Origin of the sequence: Acidovorax sp. SUPP2825 (genome assembly GCF_030158995.1) — a bacterium.
Lineage (GTDB): Bacteria > Pseudomonadota > Gammaproteobacteria > Burkholderiales > Burkholderiaceae_C > Paracidovorax.
In genome coordinates, this window is the sequence record NZ_BQXK01000034.1 from 1 (window position 1) to 21,047 (window position 21,047).

The 21,047-nt window shown below is 63.9% G+C and carries 16 protein-coding genes; 7 read left to right on the plus strand and 9 right to left on the minus strand.

Features of this window, described 5'->3' with window-relative positions; translation table 11 throughout:
* Positions 1-340: electron transfer flavoprotein subunit alpha/FixB family protein (locus AVAK2825_RS23860; protein WP_284402975.1), on the plus strand; the 340-nt coding region annotated here is incomplete at its 5' end.
* 73 nt (positions 341-413) lie between these two features.
* Positions 414-1,406, plus strand: a complete 993-nt coding sequence (locus AVAK2825_RS23865) for a tripartite tricarboxylate transporter substrate binding protein (RefSeq protein WP_284402976.1) — start codon at positions 414-416, stop codon at positions 1,404-1,406.
* A 190-nt stretch (positions 1,407-1,596) separates the two neighbouring features.
* Here the strand turns inward: AVAK2825_RS23865 and AVAK2825_RS23870 are convergent, their stop codons facing one another.
* From AVAK2825_RS23870 to AVAK2825_RS23890, 5 genes are all read right to left on the minus strand, one after another.
* Positions 1,597-2,580 carry a Bug family tripartite tricarboxylate transporter substrate binding protein gene (locus AVAK2825_RS23870; RefSeq protein WP_284402977.1) on the minus strand — a complete coding sequence of 328 codons (984 nt, stop codon included), beginning with the start codon at positions 2,578-2,580 and terminating at the stop codon, positions 1,597-1,599.
* 121 nt (positions 2,581-2,701) lie between these two features.
* Positions 2,702-3,685 carry a Bug family tripartite tricarboxylate transporter substrate binding protein gene (locus AVAK2825_RS23875; RefSeq protein WP_284402978.1) on the minus strand — a complete coding sequence of 328 codons (984 nt, stop codon included), beginning with the start codon at positions 3,683-3,685 and terminating at the stop codon, positions 2,702-2,704.
* Positions 3,686-3,726: 41 nt separating this feature from the next.
* The gene (locus AVAK2825_RS23880) at positions 3,727-4,758 is read right to left on the minus strand and encodes a hydroxyacid dehydrogenase (RefSeq protein WP_284402979.1); all 1,032 of its coding nucleotides are present in this window, start codon (positions 4,756-4,758) and stop codon (positions 3,727-3,729) included.
* A complete protein-coding gene (locus AVAK2825_RS23885; RefSeq protein WP_284402980.1) occupies positions 4,755-5,432 on the minus strand; it encodes an RraA family protein in 678 nt (225 codons plus the stop codon). Before AVAK2825_RS23885 ends, AVAK2825_RS23880 begins: the two co-directional genes overlap by 4 nt.
* Positions 5,429-6,646 carry an alpha-hydroxy acid oxidase gene (locus tag AVAK2825_RS23890; protein ID WP_284402981.1) on the minus strand — a complete coding sequence of 406 codons (1,218 nt, stop codon included), beginning with the start codon at positions 6,644-6,646 and terminating at the stop codon, positions 5,429-5,431. Before AVAK2825_RS23890 ends, AVAK2825_RS23885 begins: the two co-directional genes overlap by 4 nt.
* 84 nt (positions 6,647-6,730) lie before the next feature.
* Between AVAK2825_RS23890 and AVAK2825_RS23895 the strand changes: the two genes are divergently transcribed.
* Complete coding sequence (locus tag AVAK2825_RS23895; protein ID WP_284402982.1) at positions 6,731-7,633, plus strand: LysR family transcriptional regulator; 903 nt, start codon at positions 6,731-6,733, stop codon at positions 7,631-7,633.
* 213 nt (positions 7,634-7,846) lie between these two features.
* On the opposite strand, the gene AVAK2825_RS23900 is transcribed toward AVAK2825_RS23895, so the two are convergent.
* Complete coding sequence (locus AVAK2825_RS23900; protein ID WP_284402983.1) at positions 7,847-8,803, minus strand: LysR substrate-binding domain-containing protein; 957 nt, start codon at positions 8,801-8,803, stop codon at positions 7,847-7,849.
* 126 nt (positions 8,804-8,929) lie between these two features.
* On the opposite strand from AVAK2825_RS23900, the gene dsdA reads away from it, so the two are divergent.
* From dsdA to AVAK2825_RS23920, 4 genes are all read left to right on the plus strand, one after another.
* A complete protein-coding gene (gene dsdA / locus AVAK2825_RS23905) occupies positions 8,930-10,315 on the plus strand; it encodes a D-serine ammonia-lyase (RefSeq protein ID WP_284402994.1) in 1,386 nt (461 codons plus the stop codon).
* 77 nt (positions 10,316-10,392) lie between these two features.
* Entirely contained in the window at positions 10,393-11,376 is a 984-nt protein-coding gene (locus AVAK2825_RS23910) for a Bug family tripartite tricarboxylate transporter substrate binding protein (RefSeq protein ID WP_284402984.1), read from the plus strand.
* Positions 11,377-11,571: 195 nt separating this feature from the next.
* Entirely contained in the window at positions 11,572-13,128 is a 1,557-nt protein-coding gene (locus AVAK2825_RS23915; RefSeq protein WP_284402985.1) for an amidase, read from the plus strand.
* Positions 13,129-13,145: 17 nt separating this feature from the next.
* Complete coding sequence (locus AVAK2825_RS23920; RefSeq protein ID WP_284402986.1) at positions 13,146-14,321, plus strand: NAD(P)/FAD-dependent oxidoreductase; 1,176 nt, start codon at positions 13,146-13,148, stop codon at positions 14,319-14,321.
* A gap of 113 nt (positions 14,322-14,434) precedes the next feature.
* Here the strand turns inward: AVAK2825_RS23920 and AVAK2825_RS23925 are convergent, their stop codons facing one another.
* The 3 genes from AVAK2825_RS23925 to AVAK2825_RS23935 form a co-directional block, all read right to left on the minus strand.
* Positions 14,435-15,046, minus strand: coding sequence for a DMP19 family protein (locus AVAK2825_RS23925; protein WP_284402987.1), 612 nt, complete (start codon positions 15,044-15,046; stop codon positions 14,435-14,437).
* Positions 15,047-15,148: 102 nt separating this feature from the next.
* The gene (locus AVAK2825_RS23930) at positions 15,149-19,603 is read right to left on the minus strand and encodes a LysM peptidoglycan-binding domain-containing protein (protein WP_284402988.1); all 4,455 of its coding nucleotides are present in this window, start codon (positions 19,601-19,603) and stop codon (positions 15,149-15,151) included.
* A 171-nt stretch (positions 19,604-19,774) separates the two neighbouring features.
* Positions 19,775-20,965, minus strand: coding sequence for an amylo-alpha-1,6-glucosidase (locus AVAK2825_RS23935; protein WP_284402989.1), 1,191 nt, complete (start codon positions 20,963-20,965; stop codon positions 19,775-19,777).
* Positions 20,966-21,047: the final 82 nt, after the last annotated feature.

Genomic DNA, 21,047 nt, shown 5'->3' on the forward strand with positions numbered 1-21,047 from the left:
CTCGGGCGGGCGGGCGCTGGGCAGCAGCGAGAAGTTCAACGAAGTGATGACGCCCCTGGCGGACAAGCTGGGTGCGGCGATCGGCGCGAGCCGCGCGGCGGTGGATGCGGGCTACGCGCCCAACGACTTGCAGGTGGGGCAGACGGGCAAGATCGTGGCGCCGCAGCTGTACATCGCGGCGGGCATCTCGGGCGCGATCCAGCATTTGGCGGGCATGAAGGACTCCAAGGTGATCGTGGCGATCAACAAGGACCCGGAGGCGCCGATCTTCAGCGTGGCCGACTACGGCCTGGAGGCCGACCTGTTCACGGCCATGCCGGAACTGGTGGACCGGCTCTGACCCATGGACCAGAGCCACACGCCATGCCCGTGTGCCGGTCATTTCCCCTGATTCCTGGAGATAGGAGACACACATGCACACATTCCTTCGCCGCCGCCAACTGTTGCTCGCCGCCACGGCGGGTTTTGCCGGAGCGGCTGTCAGCGCGCCGGCCTTGGCCAGCGTCCCCTGGCCGAGCAAGCCGATTCGGATCGTGGTTCCTTACACTGCGGGCGGTTTCACCGACCAGATGGCGCGCTTGCTGCAGGTGGGCTTGCAACAGCGCTTGGGCCAGCCGGTGATCGTGGACAACAAGCCGGGCGCCAATAGCATCATCGGCGTGGACGCCGTGGCCAAGGCCGCGCCGGACGGCTACACCTTCGGCGTGTTCATCGCCGCCTATGCCGCCAATACCACGCTGTATCCCAAGCTGCCGTATGACCCGAAGAAGGATTTGGTGGGCGTGTCACTGATGGGGGTGTCGCCCCTGGTGGCCGCCGTAGCGATGAATGCGCCCTTCAAGACGACGGCCGAACTGGTGGCCTATGCGCGTTCCAACCCAGGCAAGCTGAGCTTCGCGTCGTCTGGCAACGGATCTGCAGCCCACCTCACCTCCGAGCTGATGCGCCTGATCACCAAGACCGAGATGGTGCACATCCCGTACAAAGGTGCTTCACCTGCGCTGGCAGACCTCATGGGTGGGCAGGTACCGCTGTTCCTGGATCCACCGCCCAACCTGATCCAGCCAGCCAGGGCCGGAAAGATCCGACTGATCGGGGTGGCCAGCGAAAAGCGCCTTCCTGCCTTGCCCGATGTCCCGACCTTTGCCGAGCAGGGCTACCCTGGCCTGGTGGGCAGTACCTGGGCCGCGATGCTCGCGCCTTCCGGCGTGCCCCGCGAAATCGTGCAGCGCATGTCCGAAGAAGTGGCGCGCATCATCCGGAGCCCTGAAGTGACGCAGCGGCTGGAGCAGACCATGGGGACCTTCGCTGAAGGCTCCACTCCTCAGGAATGCGATGCCTTCATCGCGTCGGAAACGGTCAAATGGGCCAAAGTGATTCAGGAGGCGAGGGTCACGCTGGATTGACGCGGGGGCGAGGGCGGGGTTTCCACCCCGTCGGCGCTGGCGGCACCTGCCGCCGCTCTTCATGAAACTTCGCACTCCGTTGATCAGCCACTGGATCTGCGCCATGACCGGGTGAGCATCTGACGAGTGATCTGCTCCAGCAAACGCATGGGCGCCAAAGTACGAGAGTGAAGGTGGTCCTTGGTACCAGTTACTCGGCTTTCGCACCGGACACCCGCACCTGCTCGGCAGCCAATGGCATCTGCTGCTGCACGAAGCTCCAGAATTCATCGACGCCCATCGGCTTGACGGGTAGCGAACCCTGGTCCAGGAACTGCTTTTGCACCTCGGGATTGCGCAGGGCGGTAGCGAGCGCAGCATTGAGCTTGTCCAACGCTGCACGCGGTGTACCTGCCGGCGCGACCAGTCCGTACCAGGAGTCGGTATGGAAACCCTTCACCCCGGATTCCTCGAACGTCGGTACGTCGGGTAGCGCTGGCAGGCGCTGTCGAGCGGCCACCGCGAGCGGGCGCAGCTTGCCTGAGCGGATGAATGACATTGCGCCCGTCGTCAAAACGAAATCCACGCGGCCAGCCATCAGGTCGGTCATCGCCGGGGCCGTTCCCTTGTAAGGGATGTGGGTCACGTCGGCGCCAGTGATCTTCTTGAAGTTGGCGCCAGCCAGATGCTGACTGGACCCGACGCCGCCTGATCCGTAATTGAGCTTGCCTGGTCGGGCTTGAGCGGCCTTGAGCAAGTCCGCAACCGAGAGAAACGGCGAATCGGTCGGTACCAGCAGCACGCTGGGAGATGTCGTAATCATGCCGATGGGTGAGAAGTCTTTCATCGGGTCATGGTTGAGCTTTGGGTACAGCGCAGAATTCAGACCGTGCGATGCCACCGTCGCCAGCATGATGGTGCTGCCATCCGGCTTCGCGCGTGCAGTCGCATCGCTGCCGATGTTGCCCCCAGCGCCCCCCTTGTTGTCGATGACGATGGATTGGCCCAGTGCCTCGGACATGCGGACGGCCGTGAGCCGTGCCACGTTGTCGGAGGGGCCTCCGGCAGGCCAGCCCACGATCATGGTGATGGGGCCGACTGGTAGAGCGCCCTGGGCCATGGCGTGGATGTGAGGTAGCAGCACAACAGCCAAGGCAAGTGTGGAGAAGAAGGTACGGCGATTCAGTATGTTCATGGTGTGCGTTCATCGAGGAGCCTGCAGGCCAGCGGGGAACCTATTGAGTGGCGAGGTCTTCAAGGGTGTTCCGGAACGGAAGGAGCGGCGCGTGTGCCTCGGCAGGCATACTGGCCGCGCTTCACGGTCTGTCCTGCCAGGGCATTTCTGCCCAGAGTTTGCGGAAGTTGGCTTCAGTGGCTTCGAGTTCGGCCGCATAAGCCGCTGGCGCCAGGTATCGCAAAGGTGCGTACATGGCTTCGGCCTGCTGCTTGAACGCAGGGTCCGCGGCGATGGTGGCAATCGCATCGACCAGTTTCTTGCGGATCGCCTCCGGTAAGCCCTTGGGAGCCGCCAGGCCACGCAGCGAGGCCAACTCAATGGCAATACCTTGCTCTTTGAAGGTCGGCACTTGTGGCGCCAGGGATGAACGCTCAGCTGACATTTGACCCAGCAGTCGGATCGGGGTGCCACCCTTCTGATATGCCAGTACCTCCCCGACGTTGATGGCGCCAATCACAATCTGCTGGCCCGTGGCCGCGGCACGCACCTCGCCAGCGCCTTTGTAAGGCACATGCGTCAGCTTGGTTCCGGTAGCGCGTTCGAACAGCAGCATCGCCAGGTGGTCATCCGATCCGGTGCCTGTCGTGCCAACGGTCACGGCGCCAGGGCGCGCCTTGGAATAGGACGCTAGGCCCGCCAGCGTGGTGATGTTGTTTGTGTTGTGTATGGCGAAGCCGCCCGGGTCGTCCACCAGATTGCCGAGCAGGTCGTACTGGCTCCAGTGGAAGCTGCTCTTGCGTTCAATCGGGATGGTCAACACGTTGGGCGTGTTGATAAAGCCGATGGTGTAGCCATCAGGCTTCGCGCGTGCCAGCTCACCGAAGCCGATGCCGCCTCCTGCGCCAGGACGGTTGAGCACCACGACACTGCCTTCGAGTTGCTTTTCCAGGTGCCGTGCCAGCAGCCGGGCGACAAGGTCGGTACCTCCACCAGGACCGTAGGCCACAATCAGCTCGATGGGTTTGGACGGGTACGGCGCGGCGGGCTGCGCTGCTGAGGGCAGCGCAAATGCAGTCGCTGCCAGGCCGGCGCACAGCGTGCGACGGGTCCATTGTTTGTTCATGCTTGTCTCCGTGATGTTTGCCCGTTTCGGGCTTATGGAAATCAGTGGCCGAGCGCGGCGGCAATGCGCTCCCTGGCCCGTGGCCAGACGTCAGGGTTGACCAGTCGCTCAGGTCGCTCGCCATCCGAGAGCAACTGCAAGATCTGTGTGGCGGCCAGCGTGGCGTTGTTGCGCCGGGCTTCATGTGTGACACCGGCCGTGTGGAACGTGGCCACGACATTCGGGAGGCGCAACAGGGCATGGTTGGCGGGTGGAGGCTCCTGGTCCCAAACATCGAGACCTGCACCCGCGAGATGGCCGTTGGCGATTGCGGCATGCAGGGCGTTCTCATCGTGAATGCCGCCGCGTGCGGTGCTGACGAAGATGCTGCCCGGCTTCATCGCTGCGAATGCGGCTGCGTTCATCAGCCCGAGGGTGCTGGCATTGCGCGGGCAGTGCAGCGAGACAATGTCGGAACGACGCAGCAATTCATCCAGTGGCACGGATTGCGCACCTCGTGCACTCAGCTCGGCGTCGTCCAGGGCGGGATCAACGCCCAGCACTTGCATGCCGAAGGCCCGACCCAGCGCTGCGGTGCGTCGGCCGGTTTCGCCGACACCCACAATGCCCAGTGTGCGTCCGCGCAGTTCGTGGCCCATCAGGTCTTCGCGACTGAAGCTGCGTTGGTCCGAGCGCAGCAACGCATCCGATTCCGGAATGCGGCGCAGCACCGCCAGCATCAGGCCGAGTGCCAATTCGGCCACCGAATCGGCGTTGCCGCCGGCCTGGTTCATGACCACCACGCCAGCGCGCGTACACGCTTCGATGTCGATGGTGTCGCAGCCTGAACCACTCGACGAAACCGCCAGCAGCCTGGGGCAGCGTGCCAGCAACTCAGCGCTGACGAACCAGCGTCGCGGCAACTCATCCTTGGCCGCAGTAATCTGCAGCACTTGCGCTTGGGCCAGCGCCTCCCATGCTGCACTGTCAGCGCCTTCCCGTGCGCAGGTCTGCAATGTCACGCCAGGGGCTGCGGAGATGATGCGATTGAAGGCCGGGTCCAGCCAATAGTCGAAGCGGACGACCTGGCTCACAGAACCCCCTTCTCGCGCAGCGTGCGTTCAACCCAGCTCCGGTCGGCGCGGCCTTCAGCGATGGCCTGCAGCGCATCGGCTTCGATGCGTTCAATGGCTTCAACACGTGCCGCAATGTCTTCGGCCTCTTCGGGCGGCACCGCCAGCAGGCCATCGCCATCGCCAACCACAATGTCCCCGGGATGCACCACCATCCCGTCAATGGTGACTGGCACATGCAACTCGCCTGGACCATCCTTGTATGGGCCACGGTGTGCAACGCCGCGTGCATACACCGCCAGACTATGTTGACCGATGGTGTCGCTGTCACGAATCAGCCCGTCGATGACGATGCCTGCCGCGCCGCGCGCGATCAGCAGCGCGAGCATGATTTCTCCAATGATGGCGTTCGGACCCACTCCGCCGGCGTCCACCACGATGACGTCACCCGGTGCGCAGGTGTCGATGGCGTGGTGCACCATGAGGTTGTCACCAGGCCTGGTGCGCACCGTCAGCGCACGGCCTGCGAGTCCACCCTCGCGTTTGTGGAACGGTTTCAGCGACGAGGTTCCGGTGGTGCGGCTCATGGCGTCGCTGATGTTGGCGACCTGAAATCCACGGTACCGCGCCAAGAGTGCGTCACTCACGACGGTCGAGGGGCGCGAATGGATGTGGAAGCCCTGGATTTTGCTCATGGTTGGTTCGAAGTGATGGGGAAATAGTCGGTCGGACTGGCAACTGGACGGATGCAGCAGGATGTGATGTCGGCAATGCGCGTGAGCCCCAGCATGGCCATATCGCGAGAAATTTCTTCGTGCAGCAGGGCGATGGCATGGGCCACGCCGCCTTGTCCTGCGACCGAGGCGGCATAGTTGAAGGGCCGGCCCACGAATACGCAGCGCGCCCCGAGGGCCAGCGCTTTGACGACGTCGGTACCGCGGCGAACGCCGCTGTCGAGCATCACCGGCATTTCGGGAACGGCGCGTGCGATGGCGGGCAACACGCGCAGCGGTGCCACCGCACCGTCGAGCTGACGCCCTCCATGGTTGGAGACGATGATTCCGTCGACGCCATGGTCGCGTGCATGCACAGCGTCCTCCGGCGTCAGGATGCCCTTGACCACGAGTTGATTCGGCCAGCGCTTGCGTATAGCTGCCAGATGCGGCCAAGCCAGGTGAGCGCGGTCTGAGAAATCGCGCAGCACATCGGAAGAAAGGATGGGTGCGCCGCGCATGGCGTAGTTGTTCTCGAAGTGGGGCATGCCATGTAGCAGCAGCGTCTTCAGAAACGTACCCAGCAACCAGCGCGGATGGCTCAGGCCTTGCCAAGCCAGCGAAAGGCTGGGCTTGAGCGGCGTTGAAAAGCCTGCACGCACATTGTTCTCCCGGTTCGCTGCGACGGGTGTGTCCACCGTGACCACCAGGGTCTGTACGCCTGCGCCTTGCACGCGATCGAGCAGGCCATGTATCTGCGCAAGCTCGCCTGGCAGGTAGGCCTGGAACCAGGTTTGCGGAGCGACCGCCATCACCTCTTCGAGCCGAATCAACGAAGAGCCGCTCATGATGGCTGGCACATTGGCTTGCTGTGCTGCCTGGGCCAGCACGACATCGCCACGGTAGGCCGAGAGCGCGGAAATACCCATGGGTGCGAGTCCCACCGGCGTGGCGTAGCGGCGGCCGAAGAGTTCGAATCCGAGGTCGCGTTGCGCGACGCCGACCAGCACGCGCGGTCGGAAGGCCAAATCACTGAAGGCCCGGCGGTTCTCCGCCAGCGACTGGTTGTCCTCTACGGCGCCGCTGATGTAGGCATAGATAGGCCGAGGCAGGTGGCGGCGGGCCAACTTCTCGAAGTCGTCCAGGGACAGCACCTGTCGGCAGGCTTTGGGTATGCGTGGGGGAGACGAAGGCATGGCGCAACAATGGTGCGCCGGTTGATATTGAAAGAAAAGAGAAAAAATTCGAACTTTTGATTTCGCTTTTCGTAAACTCAATTCATGACTCTCAAGCAACTCGAGGCCTTCTACTGGGCCGCCACTTGTCTCAATTTCACGGTCGCGGCTGAACGGGTGCACCTGTCCATCTCTTCCCTGTCCAAGCGTATTGCTGAATTGGAGGTTTCGCTGGGGACCCTGCTGTTCGACCGGAGCGGGCGGTCAGCCGAGTTGACGCCCCATGGCGAACTGCTGTTGCCGCGTGTTCGTGCGTTACTGCATGACGCGGCCCAGTTGCAGCAGGCCATCGGTCAAAGTACTGGTTTGCAAGGGCGTTGCCGGATTGGCTTCGGCGAACTAAGTGGACTGACCTGGCTGCCGAAGCTGGTGCAGAAGGTGGCCGAACTGCATCCTGCGCTGCAGTTGGAGCCGCATACCGACATTGGCCAAGTGCTGGAGCAGCGCATCGTGGATGGCGAACTCGACTGCGTGGTGATCGCAGGCCCCTCATCGCGCAGTACCTTGGCTTTCGAACGCGTAGCGCAGGTGCGATTCGTCTGGGCTGCAAGCGAGGCATTTCTCGTGAAAGCCGGTACCGACTTGCCGCAGCGGCTGGTACGCGAGCAGATGCTGATTGCCCTGCCTGAGGGCTCAGGTGCTACCCGCATTCTGGACGAATGGCTGAGCGGCCAATCGATGAGCGTCGAGCGGCGGCTCAGCTGCAACAGTTGGGGTGCGGTGGTGGGAATGGTGGCCGAAGGCCTAGGCTTCACGTACATGCCCCACGGGTGGGCCGAAGCGCTGCAAGCTCGCGGGATGCTGAGGATTCTGTCTGCAGGCAATGCGTTGACACCCCTGACCTATACCGTGCAGTGGCGGCGCGACGATGTGAGGCCGCTCATCACCGAAATGCGAAAAATCATCAAAAGCGTCATCGACTTTTCCGCCCCCCGCTGCTTGTGCTGAAAAGTGCAGAGTGATCCATCGTGATCTCGGATACGCAGGCGCAACGCGCTTTTGATTCCGAACAGTGCTCGTCGACACTTCGATGCCAGATCCCAATCGCAGCAACATCACCGAAACGGTCAGCGATGCTGGTTCGGAGAATTGCGTTGTCGTCGGCACGATGTGTGCCGGCACACCTTTCGCTGCAAGTGCGGGAGCTGTGAAGGGCTTGCTTCAGGGCGCCGGCGCAGGCAGCGCCTGTCGCCGCTCCTCACAAAATCCCCGTCCCTCCTCTACAAGCCACTCCCGGACCTGCTCCATGGCCGGGCTGGGATGCGCGGTGGTCACAAACGAGTAAGACGCGCGCGACAGCACGCTGCGCTGGAGAACCGGCACCAAACGCCCTGCCTTGATGTCCTGCAATACCAGTGCGGCCCGGCCCATGGCGATGCCCTGGCCGGCCAGGGCGGCGCCCTGAGCGAGTTGCGACAGGTTGAATTGCTGGCCGCCCGCCCACGGCGGGGGCGTGCCCCCCCCTTGGGTAAACCAGTGCTGCCATTCCTCGTACGTGTCGGCGCCATCCCATGCGCTGCCGTCGTGCAAAAGCCAGTCACGCTGCAGGTCCTGGGGGGATGTGATGGGCGGATGCCGCGCCAAAAAATCGGGGCTCGCCACGGGCAGGAGCCACTCATCGAGAAACACCGTTGCGTTCAGATCACGGTAGCCGCCCAAATCGAAACGCACTGCGGCCTCGATACCGTCCCGCACCATGCGGGTGCGGTCCAGTCTGTGGAACTCGCCAAACACCCGCAGGCCCATGCTCGGATACTGGCGGAAAAATTCGCCCAGCCGGGGCGTGAGCCAGCTCATGGCGAACGACGGTGAGCAACTGAGGGTGGCGGTAGCGGTCTCCTGCGGCCGGCGCATCTGCGCCAGGGTGTTTTCGATCGCGGTGAAGCTCTCGCGCAGTACCACAGCCAGCCACTGGCCCTCGGGCGTGGGCACCAGCGCGCGCGGTGTGCGAAGGAACAGCGGACGGTGCAACCAATCTTCGAGGTGCTTGACCTGCTGGCTGACGGCGCCTTGGGTGATGCAAAGTTCGGCAGCGGCCTTGGTGAAGCTTCCATGGCGGGCGGCTGCATCAAAACAGCGCAGCCAGGCGAGCAAGGAGGCGGAGAGGTGGATGTCCATTACTTTTGCTAATGCGTTCGCCACTATAAATGTGTTGTGACAACGGGGTGACGGGCGAAGAATGCGTTGCAGGGGCCCTTTGGAAAGAGGCCCGAAGACCGCGTCCCATTGCTGCCAAAACCCGATATGTCCCATTCAATCGACCATTACCCGCAGGCTGGATTTGCCGCCTTGGCAGTCCGCCTCCGGCAGGCCCAACCGTGCCTGTGGATCAATCCTGAGCGCTTGGCACATCCATCGGCCACGTTGGAGGCACTGGGGCGCAGCATTAGTCTGGATGATACGAAAGCCGCTGCCGCTCGCCTGAAACGTTTCGAGGCATTGCTGGCACAGGTGTTTACGGAATTGGCAGACGCGGAGGGCGTCGTGGAGTCGCCCCTGCTGCCGGCTGCCGCGTTGAAGCCTGTGCGCGGCCTGCAGCCAGGGCAGGGCAACCTGTTCATCAAGGCCGATCACCGCCTGCCCGTGGCGGGCTCCATCAAGGCGCGGGGTGGGATGCATGAGGTGCTGGAGTTCGCCGAACAGCTGGCGCTGAAGCATGGGTTGGTGTCGCAGGGCAGTGACGAACATGCCTACCTTGCGTTGGCCGGCACTGCGGCACGCGAAGTGCTGGGACGCTACCAAGTGGCAGTGGGGTCTACCGGCAATCTGGGGTTGAGCATCGGCGTGGTGGCCTCGGCTCTGGGATTCAAGGCGGCGGTACACATGTCGGCCGACGCCAAGGAATGGAAAAAGGAGCGTCTGCGCCAGCGTGGCGTGCTGGTGGTGGAGCATGCGGGCGACTATGAGCGCGCAGTGGCCGCCGGTCGCTCCCAGGCCGGAGCAGATCCCACGTGCCACTTCGTGGATGACGAGCAGTCGTTCTCGCTGTTGCTGGGGTACAGCACCGGGGCCTTGCATCTGCAAAAGCAGCTGGCAGAGCAGGGCATCGTGGTGGATGCCGGTCACCCCCTCATCGTTTACCTGCCTTGCGGGGTGGGCGGAGCACCTGCGGGCATCACCTTTGGCCTGCGGCAGTTGCTGGGACCCCATGTGCATTGCTTCTTCGCGGAGCCGGTTCAGTCGCCATGTTTCCTGGTGCAGATGCTGGGTGGGCAAGCCGGCTTGGCAAGCGGTTCAGCGCACCCTTCGGTATATGACTGGGGCCTGACAAACCAGACAGAGGCCGATGGGCTGGCCGTGCCGCGCGCTTCGTTGCTGGCGGCTGAATTGATGGCGCCGCTGCTGTCCGGGGTGTTCACGGTGGCGGACGACACCTTGTTCGTCCATTTGGTGCAGGTGCTGGATGCGCTGGGCGAGCGCATCGAGCCCTCTGCAGCGGCAGGCTTCAGCGGCCCCGGCATGCTGACTGGCACCGACGCGGGGCAGGCTTGGCTGCGCAGCACCGGCGTGGGCGAAGTGCTGCCCCAGGCCACCCACCTCGTGTGGACCACTGGTGGGCTCTTGGTGCCCGATGCGCAGTACCAGGGCTTCGTGGAGCGCGGGCGGGCTTTGCTTGCCGCGCGTGACTGACGCGGGGTGCGGCTGCGGCCTTTCTCGGCGTCTCTTTTTTGTTTCTATACCCTTGTTTGACCCTTGGAGCGAATGTCATGAACCGCAAGAAGCTGCTTTTGTCCGCTGTGATCTGTGCCCTGGGCGTGGCTTCGTGGGCCCCTGCCATGGCACAGGAGGCGCCATTCCCCACCAAGCCCATCACGCTGGTGATTCCGTTTCCGCCCGGCGGCGCCACCGACGTGCTGGGCCGGCTGATTGGCAAGAAGATGGGCGATCTGCTCGGGCAAAGCGTGGTCATCGACAACCGCGCCGGGGCGGGCACCACCATTGGGGCTGCTTATGCGGCCAAGGCAACGCCCGACGGCTACACGTTGCTCATGAGTTCAGGCACGACCTTTACCGTGAACCCTGCGGTGCGCCCTAAGCTGCCCTACGACCCGGTCAAAAGCTTCGAGCCCATCGGCATTGCCGGGCGCACCAGTCTGATCCTCTTGGCCAACAAGGACGTGCCGGCGGCTGACGTGAAGCAGTTCGTGGCTTTGGTGAAGGCCGCACCCGACAAATATTCCTATGGTTCCTTTGGCGCGGGCACCACGTCGCAGTTTGCAGGCGAGATGTTCTTTCACGCTGCGGGTTTGAAGATCCAGCACGTGCCCTACAAAGGCAGTGCGCCAGCCATGACGGACCTGATGGGTGGACAGATTCCGTTCACGGTAGACACCGTGTCGGCGGCGCTGCCGCAGCTCAAGGACGGCAAGATCAAGGCCATTGCCGTCACGGCGGGCAAGCGTTCGGCCCTGCTGCCCAAGGTCCCCACGCTGGTGGAAAGCGGATACCCCGGCCTGGAGATGGACACCTGGCTGGCCATGGTGGCGCCGCGCGGGCTGCCGCCCGCCGTCAAGTCGCGGCTGGAGTTGACCCTGGCCCAGGTGGTGTCGGACCCGGAAACCCGCGACAAGATGATCGCCGTGGGATTCGAACCTGCCTATGCTTCGTCCAAAACGGTGGCCGAGTTGATCGACAGGGAACTGCCCCTGATGCGCGCCATTGCCCAGCGAGCAGGCATCACGGCCGATTGAGAGCCACTCCGCGCTGTACTCCCCCGTGCCATCGGGTAGGACGGTGCCAGCGCGGCAGAAAGACTTTGCGCTGCGGCCACTGCTTTGGACTGCCGCAGGTTCGGAGGCTGACGGTGTTTTGCAGACATCATGGATAACGAATGGACACGCACTGCCGGATACGCACTGCCAAATCGACAAGGAGACGAATACCCCATGACCGCCCCCAGCACGCTGGTCGAGTTGACCGCCAACGAACTGCGTCACCGCATCGGCAGCCGAGAGGTATCGCCGGTGGAACTGCTGGACGCCTGCATCGAACGCATCGAGGCGTTGAACCCGTCTGTCAACGCCATCACGGCCACCTGCTACGACCGCGCCCGCGCTGAGGCCAGGGTGGCCGAGGAGGCCGTGCTGCGCGGCGAGCCGTTAGGCCTGCTGCATGGCCTGCCGCTGGGCGTAAAGGATCTGGAAGCCACAGCTGGGCTACTGACCACCTATGGCTCGGAAATCTACCGCGACCATATTCCTGTGCAAGACAACGTGCTGGTGGCGCGCCTGCGAGCCGCAGGCGCCATCGTGGCGGGTAAAACCAACGTTCCCGAAATGGGTGCCGGCGCCAACTCGCGCAACACCGTGTGGGGGGCCACGGGTAACCCGTTCAATCCTGCGCTGAATGCCGGGGGCTCATCGGGCGGCTCGGCTGCGGCGCTTGCCTGCGACATGCTGCCCGTGTGCACAGGCTCGGACACGGGCGGGTCGCTGCGCATTCCCGCCTCCATCTGCGGCGTGGTGGGTTTTCGGCCTTCACCCGGTGTGGTGCCGAGTTCACGCAAGCTGCTGGGCTGGACGCCTATCTCCGTTGTGGGCCCAATGGGCCGCACGGTGGAAGAAGCTTGCCTGCAACTGGCCGCGACGGCGGGAATGTCGGCCGGCGATCCGCTGAGCTACCCGCTGGACCCCACGAGCTTTCAGTTCCCCGAAACGGTGGACCTGGGCCGCCTGCGCGTGGCGATCACGGAGGACTTTGGTGCCTGCGCGGTGGACAACGGCATCCGCGCCGTGTTTCGCACCAAGGTGCAAGCCATGAAGCACTTGTTCGGCACCTGCGACGCGATCGACATGGAACTGGGCGACGTGCACCGCTGCTTCGACGTACTGCGCGCCGAGGCCTTCGTGGCCGGCATGCGCGAAGCCTACCAGCGCGACCCGAACAGCCTGGGGCCCAACACCCGTGCCAACTACGAAATGGGTGCCGCCATGACGCTGCTGGACAGCGCCTGGGCACAGGCCGAGCAAACGCGCATTCTGGCGCGGTTTCAGGCGCTGTTCGAGCAATACGACGTGATCCTGTCCCCTACCACGCCCGTGTCTCCCTTCGCATGGACGCAGCTGTTTGCCAGCCACATCAACGGCGAGCCACAGGCCAATTACTACCGCTGGCTGGCACTGACCTATGTGACCACGCTCACCACACACCCCTCGCTGAGCCTGCCGTGCGGGCTGGACGACGCGGGCATGCCCTTCGGCCTGCAGATCGTGGGGCGCTTTCGGGCAGACCGCCACACGCTGGGCGTGGGCCATGCGATGGAGCAGGCCTTCAAGGGCATCGCCGGGCTTCACCGCCCAAGGCCGGACTTGGCCAAGTTGGTGGCAACCCGTGCGGAGCCCGCACTGACCTCGATCGTGACCGGCGCACCCGATCCGCGCGATGTCCGCAGCCTGCCGCGCGATGACCGAGCGGCCTCGGCGGCGAAGGTGTCTGCGGTGTGATGGGGGAGCGTGAAATCATGCAATCAGTGGACTACATCATCATCGGCGCAGGCATTGCAGGTGCCTCGCTGGCCTGGCAATTGGTCAATCGGGAGGGCGAGAAAGAACGCCCCGGCGTGCTGCTGCTGGAGCGTGAGTCGCAGCCCGGTTATCACACCACAGGGCGTTCCGCGGCGCTTTACATGGCCACCTATGGAACGCCCAATATCCAGGCGCTCACACGAGCAAGCCGCGCCTTCTATGACGCGCCGCCGCCCGAGTTCGGAGCGGACCCCATCCTCTCGCCCCGTGGCGTGGTCTATGTGGCGGGGCCTGACCAACTGGACCTGCTCCAGCAGACTTATGACGAAGCCCGGGCCGCATCGCCCAATGTGGAATGGATGGAAAAGGCAGCACTTCTGGCCCAACTGCCATGCCTGAAGCCCGATGCCGTGGCGGCAGGCATGCACGAGCCCGACGCTGCCGACATCGACGTGCATGCGCTTCACCAGGGCTATCTGCGTGGGCTGCGGCAGCGTGGTGGTCAGGTGCTGACCCATGCCGAGGTAACGGCTCTGCAGCGCCAGGGCGGCGGTTGGCGGGTCACACTGGCAGATGGCCGGCAGCTGCAGGCCGGAAACATCGTCAACGCGGCGGGCGCCTGGGCCGATGTGGTGGCAGGCCTCGCCGGCGTGCCGCCCATCGGATTGGAGCCGCGCAGGCGCACCGCCTTCACCTTCGCCGTGCCCGAGGGCCTGGATGCCACGCACTGGCCGGCCGTGGTGGGCATCGACGAAAGTTTTTACTTCAAGCCCGATGCAGGCCAGTTGCTGGGTTCCCCTGCCAATGCCGACCCCACCCATCCGCACGACGTGGTGCCCGAAGAGCTGGATGTGGCCACCGGCATCTATCACATCGAGGAAATGACGACTTTCCAGATCCGCCGCCCATCCCATACCTGGGCGGGGCTGCGCTCATTTGTGCCGGATGGCGACATGGTCATCGGGTGGGACAACCACGTGCCGGGCTTTTTCTGGCTGGCAGGGCAGGGCGGGTATGGCATTCAGAGTGCTGCTGGCGCGTCGCTGCTTGCTCGGCAATTGCTGCGCGGCGAGCCACTGCCTGAGGAATTGGTGCGTGAGGGCTTGGTGGTGGAAGGGCTATCGCCTGCCCGGCTGTCCGCACGGCAAAGCATTCCGGGCCAGGTGACGTAGCGCTTTCCTGGCCGCGAAGTCAAAAACCATTCCCCGATCACCGATGGGTGTCTGCATCGCGGCCATGGGACATCCATGGCGGCCACGGCGATCGTGACCTTGGGCCTGAGAGGTCAGGTCATTTTGTACAGCTGATGGGACTCGGCCAAATTCTCGAGCTGTGCACCGAACTGCTCCGCATGGCGCCAAAAGCGCCGGTCCAGGCCATCGAGCGCCTGGTTCGCAATTTCATATTCAGGGTGGTCTTCCGATGCCGTGCGCATGAGGTCGAAGCGAGCCACTCGGTTGGCGGGTACTGGTGCGTCACCGAATACCGCAGCCTTTGCCTGTAATAGAAGGTCTAGGGCCACGGTATCCCCGATCTCCTTGAGCGCATCGACGGTTTCGCGGTAGTGGTTACCGCTGGAGTTGGAGAAGAACTGATCGAAGCCTCCGTTGTGGACCTCGCCAGAAAGGACGCTGAGCAAGTAATAAAGCTGGTCGCCATGCGAGAGCGATTCAAAGCCCTCGCCTTTGTACACCCGGTCGACGAGGGCAATCCAATACAGGTGTTCCGGGGATTCTCGATCGGCACGCTCGGCCTCGCGGCGCTGCCGATGTTCCTCGCGACGCTCTTCAATGGAGCGGGTATTACCTCGCACACAAGGCATGCACAGGCCATCGTTGCTTGCTGCCGTATCGGGGTGAATGGAGTCGCCGCATCTGGTGCATGGAAGACGTTGCAAGGTTTGATTCCTGTCTGTGGATCAAGTCGACTGTGCCGTTCGCTTCGATCAAAAATTCGCGTGTGCGCCTGACGTGGATGACTTTGCCTCGCCGTCCGTCCTTCATGCAAGCGCTGAAACAATTTGCTGCAGTACCACCAAGGGCTGACGGTGCACCAGACCAGCATGGGCGTACAAGCTGATCTCGAAGCTCAGAAACCCCCCATAGGTTGGGGTGCCCGTATTGGTTCTCCAGGCTTCGAACGCGCCGATGATGCTCTGCACCGTGCTGGTCGCATTGAATTCAGAGAGTGAGAGGAACATCACCGGAGTCAGGGTTTCAATGGCCGGCGGGGAGCTTGCGACACGGTAGCCATAGGTGGTGCGGACCATGATCTCGCGACCCGTTTCATTGCTGTCGAACAACGCGTTGAACAGTGACGTCAGTGGGTTGGTGGCCACGTCGTTGGTCCAGATGCCGATGGGCAGCGGGGTATCGATGCGGATGAGTGGGATCAGCGGTTCTGAAAACCCCCTCTGCGGGGTTCGGTAGACAAAGGCCGGGCAGGTCAGGGCACCGTCGGTGCCCAGCAATTGCGCATTGCGTATGACGGCCACGGTCGCGTTGGCCCGTTGATAGCGAGCCACGTGCAGACCGGAAAGCGTCCATTGGCACGACACAGGGGTAAAAGCCGGCACATTGGGCACGCCTTCACCCGCAGGAAAGTTGTAGTCACGACTCTGGCCCACCGGCTCTACTCCGATCAGCGGGACGTTCGCGCCGTCTGCGCAGAGGATGGTGATCTCTGGCCATGCTGCGGGTCCATCGGCTTGCAGCCGCTGCAGCGTCAGTTTGCAGTAGGCAGGTTGATTGGTCCCGTCGCCAGCGGCTGTGGTGGCGTGCAGCGTTGCCAGGTATTGATAGCGCTCATGCGGCACACTCGCATCGGTCGAGCCTGGCATGGAGACGCCATGCGCGGCACTTTCGGCGCTGCCGGAAAGGTGTGGCGCCCGATGTCCGTCCATGCGGTGCGTGGCAGGGGGCGAGTCCTGCGAATCATGGCTGGGCCACCAATCCGACCAGAGTGCGCCCACACGTTCGGCCAGGTCGGCGTAGGTATGGAGTGCTGTCACGAGCACCGGGTCCTTCGGCGAAACGCTGGGCACTTGCAGTTGCCCAAGGATGGCCCAAAGGGGTTCCTGCACGGCCGTGTACTGCGCCAGGGCCTGGAACAGCGCGTTGTCACCCCGGTTCCCGAGGTCGGTGGCAACGGGCGGCTGACCGTTGAATTCAATCTCGATGAGGGCTTGGTCTTGTGCTGCGTTGTCATGGGCATGGATGAACACATAAGACCAGTGCAGAGCCTCTGCCAGCGTGGCTGGGTCGGTCGGCCCTTCGGCCTGATGCGAGACCGCGAGCGGCGGGTTGGGGCAGGCGCGCAGCGGCACCGGTATGACCGTCGTGCCCAGCGGCGCGCTGAAGGCCGCGGGTGGGAACCGTTCGAAGTCGCGCAAGAAGCTCAGTCGCTTTGGCGTGCCACTGTCGTTGTCCGAAAGCTCGCCGGCGATCTCCATGTCATGGATGGCATAGTCTGGTTGCAGTGCCACCGCTCGGTGGAAGGCGGGCTGGTCAACATCCAGCGGGAAGGAGACAGTGCCTTTGCGGGTGTTGGCCAGGGCGGTCGCGGCATTTCCCAACTGGCAGATTTTCCACGCGCCTGGATCGTCGGAGACGGAGTCGTGTGCGCCTGCAGCCTGTGGATTGCCCACGTGCCCAGTCCCCCAGAGCCGTGCCATGGACGCGGTGGCTGGGGATGTCACAGCGGCATTGAACTGCAGGATGGCAGCGGTGTCGTAGCCACTCAGCAACTGGTCCTGCAGGCGCTGTTGCAGTGCTTCGCGAGCCGCTTGCCATGCCTCCGAATCGAGGGCACCAATGCTTGTCTCCTGGATCACCAGGACGGGGGAAAGCCCGTTTGCCACGGCGCGGGCCAGAACCTTCTTGGCGGTCATCAGCCGAGCGAGCGCTTCGGGCGCCACTTGTGCAGCGGGCACGGCATAGCGGTCAGTGCAAAGCTGGTCCAATCCCGCCAACCAGATGCGCACCCAGGCCTCCAGGTCAATGCCCTGGTAATCGTTGACAGTGGAGGCACCCCAGCCGCCGGTGGTCTCGTCAATGGATCGGATCTCGACACCAGTCGCGTGCTCCAACGTGTTTGACAGAGGGCGCAGCGCGAAGCTCAGAGGCTGGAGCCCTTCGACGCCAGGCACGCTGGCCTGTGGCGACACCTTTACTTCGGCGATGCCGCCAGGGTCGACGAAAGAGACACCCCATACATCGGCGGGGGCAGTGCCATGCTCCGTGGTCATCTTCAGGCCGATCACAGTGCTCTCGATGGCAACAGCCAACTGGTCCAGCGCGACAGCGTTGCTTTCTTGGCCATCGCCAATGCCGTTGCCCACCGCCGCCACCACGCTGCTGTCCTGCACTGCCGCGCCGGGCGCTTCTGTGGTGCCACGCAACGCCGGTAGTACCTGGTCAGCGTCGCGCTTCAGCGTGACCCAGGTACGCAAAGGAAAAATCGCTGCCGGCAATTGCCAGCCGCCAGTGCCGAAGGCGGCGTTCAGTACCGTATCGACCGGCGGCAGAAGCAATTGCGCGCGGGCTGCCAGAAAAGCGGTGCTCTGATTCGCGCGGACCAAGTCCTCGATGGTGACGTCCATCCCGGCCAATGCGAAGCGGCGGATGATGGCATGGATGCTGTCGCCTTGCGCGGTCTCAATGGTAGGCCCATCGGCGACTTGCGATGGCTTGAGCACGAGGCCTGGCACGATCAGCTTCGGCGTGGCCGCATTGGCGCTGAGCAGTGCTGTCGCAGTCAGGCCATAAGCGGTAGCCAGATCCTTTGGCGTGGTAGGGCTTGCCAAAAAAGCAGGTGGACAAAGTAGCAGCGCGCCAGCGGCCAGTGCTTCGGGGTCGGTGGCGATGGCCGTGGCAAATTCGTCCAGGGTGACGGCTGGGTTGGCGCGCGCGATCAGCGCGTCGAAGCTGTCGCCGGCCTGGGTGGTCAGTGGTTGGCCTGCGACGGTGATGACCTGGCCTGGCGCCAGCGTGGCGGGCATGGAACGGTTGGTTTCGCACAATGCCTGTTCGTCTGTTTGCTCTGTGGCGGGCGCGGCGGCGGACACAAACAGCGCAGCAATGGCGGACAGTGTTTGACCAGTGCGAACGCGGTAGGGAATGCGCAGCGAAAGGGATGTGCCAGGCCATGCCGCCAAGCCGGGCACAGGAAAGTCGCGCGCCGCCAGTCCCGCGTTGTGGCGCAGCAGATCGCCCGGTCCGATGGCATGGGCGTGGGCCAAGGCGCCGAGCGGCTCTGCATCCAGGCCTGTGGTCAGCGTGGTTTTGAGCAAAGGCGCTGAACCTGCAGGGAGCAGATCCACCGTACTGACATTGAGTCTGGCCAGCGCGCCCATGGCAATGCCGGTGGGGTTGTCCGCCAGCGTCCAGCCGGCTTCGATCAGCCTGCGGTCCACTGCCAGCGTGATACTGGGGCGGAACATGCCTGGCTTGTCTGCGTTGGCCAGGGCGATCATGGCCGCTTCAATCGGTACACCTTTGTCTGAAAAGAGGTGCGCGATGTCGTTCAAGCAGGCATCGGCGCCTGGATCGCCTTCGGCCGGAACTTGCACCGCCACGCCTTCGGCTTCGAAGACAAAACCCGGCGCCAGCAGAGCGGGGCGGGCGCAGTTGGCCGCCACCAGGCTGGCCGGAGTCAGGTGCAGCGTGGCGGCGAGTGCCGACAGCGGCAGGCCGCCGTTGGGTTGTGTCCGGTCGGTGGTCGGAATCGCCAACTCGATGCCGGGGTTCAGCGGCAGTGAGATGTTGTTCGGGGCGGTCATCACGGCAGCAGGGTCCAGGTCCTCGGCCACCAGCGCTGCCACGGTGCCACCGGCCACGAAAGCGGCATAGCTGGGCATCCACAGGCCCTCAGGTGGTAGGTGCACCAGGGTGCCAATCGTGCGGTCTCGAGCGGTCAAGCCCATCGCCTGCCAATCCACACCGTAGTGCGCAGAGACATCGGCCGGCGTGGCTGCTGCGACGGGGTCGGCCATGGCCACGCCCAGCGTTGCAGCCGCTTGGCTGAATGCGTGGCACGCTGCGGCATGGGCGCGCAGCGGCGGGATTTCCACCGGCATTTGGATCGGCGTGCCGCCAGCCGGCTGGTTCAGCGAGGTGGCGAGGGTCAGTTGCATGTCCAGCTGTGCCAACTGCCACATGATGGCTTCGAAGCGGGTTGCGACTTCGCTGGCTGTGGCTGCCGCCGCATCACCCGCCGCTGTGGGTGCGGGCAGCAGGCCTTCGGGATGCATGGCGATGTTCACCGCCAATGTGGCGCCCGTGGTCTCGGCACTGGCAGGCAAAAAACGCCAGGCCATGGTGGTGCCTGGCCAGGATGCGATGCCCAGCACGGCATCGCTGTAGCCGACCGACGTGTTGTCGGTGTCGGCCTTTGCATCGCTTGATAGGGCGCTGGCTTGGGAGGGAGGGGATGGAGAGTTCACTGCGGCGCTCATGGTCGCGCGTCCCCTGGCGCTGTCAGGCTGGCCGAGACGGCCGGTGCAACTGCCTCGGGCGCAGTGCTGCTGCGGAATATATCTTGGAAGCTCCGCGCCGCTGCTGGCCATGGGTGGCGCGCGGGACTCGGCACCAAGATGCCTGCCCGGCCAACCTTCAGCAAGCCCCTGTCACCAAGCCGTCTCTTGACCCTGCAGCGCACGCCGGGCCATCAGGAAGGTGGCTGCATTCCAACTCTGCCCGGCCATACCGAGCGGCGCCAGCGTGCGGCCGTGGAACCACTCGGTGAAGCGCCAATTGTCGAGTTCGTTCGTGCGCGCCAGCTTGACCAGTTCGGCCCAGCCTTCTGCTTGCAGGCCCACCTTCGTCAGTGCCATGACCCAGAAAGCACCGACGAAGGGCCAGATACCTCCGTTGTGGTATTGGTGTGCAAGGTTCTGTCGATGCCGTCCCATGTAGGCTCGCCAGAGATCGTGCTGTTCCGACAGGGGATGCAGCACCACCCGCACCGGATAAGGATCGCTGGCCCGCGCGGCCCCGATCGCGTTCGTGATGCTGTGCGACATGGCCTCGTCGGCCAGGCCGCATTGGATGGCCAGCAAATTGCCGAACACATCGCCCTCGTCCCCCACGACCGCCAGATTCACGAAGCTCAGGTAGAGCCCACGGTCACGCCGGCCACGGCGCGCGTAGTGCTGGAGCAGGCGGGCGCGGTGGTACTGGTGAAGATCGCGCTGGAACGGATTGAAGAGATGGTTGAAATGGTGCTGCGTCTCGTCCGCATGGCACAGCGCGAAACGGCGCTTGACGTCGAACCACAGTGCATTGGTATAGAGCACATATCCCGAGCGCGGCATGATGTCCGCCCAGTCGCTTGCCTCGTTCTGCTGCAACAGTCGAAAGTGCTGGTGCTCTTGCGCCAGCAGCCATCCGAGCGCGCGGTCGACTTCGCTGGCCCAGTGGTCGGTCCCAACCTCGCCGTGCCGTCGCACGTGGTCCACCGCGATCAACCACCACAACGTGGCGTCGATGCAGCCCAGGTACCAGAAGTCCGCATCATGGCCTTCCGGGTCCACATACTTTGGGATCTGCCCGTTGGGAGCCTGCTTCGCCGCCAGCGCATCCAGGCTGGCCACCGCGCCTTGTTCGAGGGCCGGCACCCCGCTGCCGCACATGGCCATCACGCAAATGGCCGCATCCCGCCCGAAGATGCGCGTGTAGCGTCGCGCCTCCGCAGCTGCGGTGCGGCTTGCCGCCAAAATGCCATGCTGGGTGAGATTGCTCTCCAGCAGCGTCAGCGCAGCTTCCGAGCAGGTGTCAATCAAGGCGAGCGAGGACGTATCAAGGGTATGGTCGGACATGGGCAGTTCAGATGCCAAAGTGAACGATGCGTGGATTTTGCCGATCGTGGCGAGCGCTGACCATTTCTCCTTTTGTGCAGCA

Bases quoted from the DNA above. Each gene is read 5' to 3' on its own strand.
- AVAK2825_RS23935 (WP_284402989.1), bottom strand. From the start codon at position 20,965: ATGTCCGACCATACCCTTGATACGTCCTCGCTCGCCTTGATTGACACC.
- AVAK2825_RS23900 (WP_284402983.1), bottom strand. From the start codon at position 8,803: ATGGACATCCACCTCTCCGCCTCCTTGCTCGCCTGGCTGCGCTGTTTT.
- AVAK2825_RS23915 (WP_284402985.1), top strand. From the start codon at position 11,572: ATGACCGCCCCCAGCACGCTGGTCGAGTTGACCGCCAACGAACTGCGT.
- AVAK2825_RS23920 (WP_284402986.1), top strand. From the start codon at position 13,146: ATGCAATCAGTGGACTACATCATCATCGGCGCAGGCATTGCAGGTGCC.
- dsdA (WP_284402994.1), top strand. From the start codon at position 8,930: ATGTCCCATTCAATCGACCATTACCCGCAGGCTGGATTTGCCGCCTTG.
- AVAK2825_RS23895 (WP_284402982.1), top strand. From the start codon at position 6,731: ATGACTCTCAAGCAACTCGAGGCCTTCTACTGGGCCGCCACTTGTCTC.
- AVAK2825_RS23870 (WP_284402977.1), bottom strand. From the start codon at position 2,580: ATGAACATACTGAATCGCCGTACCTTCTTCTCCACACTTGCCTTGGCT.
- AVAK2825_RS23910 (WP_284402984.1), top strand. From the start codon at position 10,393: ATGAACCGCAAGAAGCTGCTTTTGTCCGCTGTGATCTGTGCCCTGGGC.
- AVAK2825_RS23890 (WP_284402981.1), bottom strand. From the start codon at position 6,646: ATGCCTTCGTCTCCCCCACGCATACCCAAAGCCTGCCGACAGGTGCTG.
- AVAK2825_RS23875 (WP_284402978.1), bottom strand. From the start codon at position 3,685: ATGAACAAACAATGGACCCGTCGCACGCTGTGCGCCGGCCTGGCAGCG.
- AVAK2825_RS23885 (WP_284402980.1), bottom strand. From the start codon at position 5,432: ATGAGCAAAATCCAGGGCTTCCACATCCATTCGCGCCCCTCGACCGTC.
- AVAK2825_RS23930 (WP_284402988.1), bottom strand. From the start codon at position 19,603: ATGAGCGCCGCAGTGAACTCTCCATCCCCTCCCTCCCAAGCCAGCGCC.
- AVAK2825_RS23865 (WP_284402976.1), top strand. From the start codon at position 414: ATGCACACATTCCTTCGCCGCCGCCAACTGTTGCTCGCCGCCACGGCG.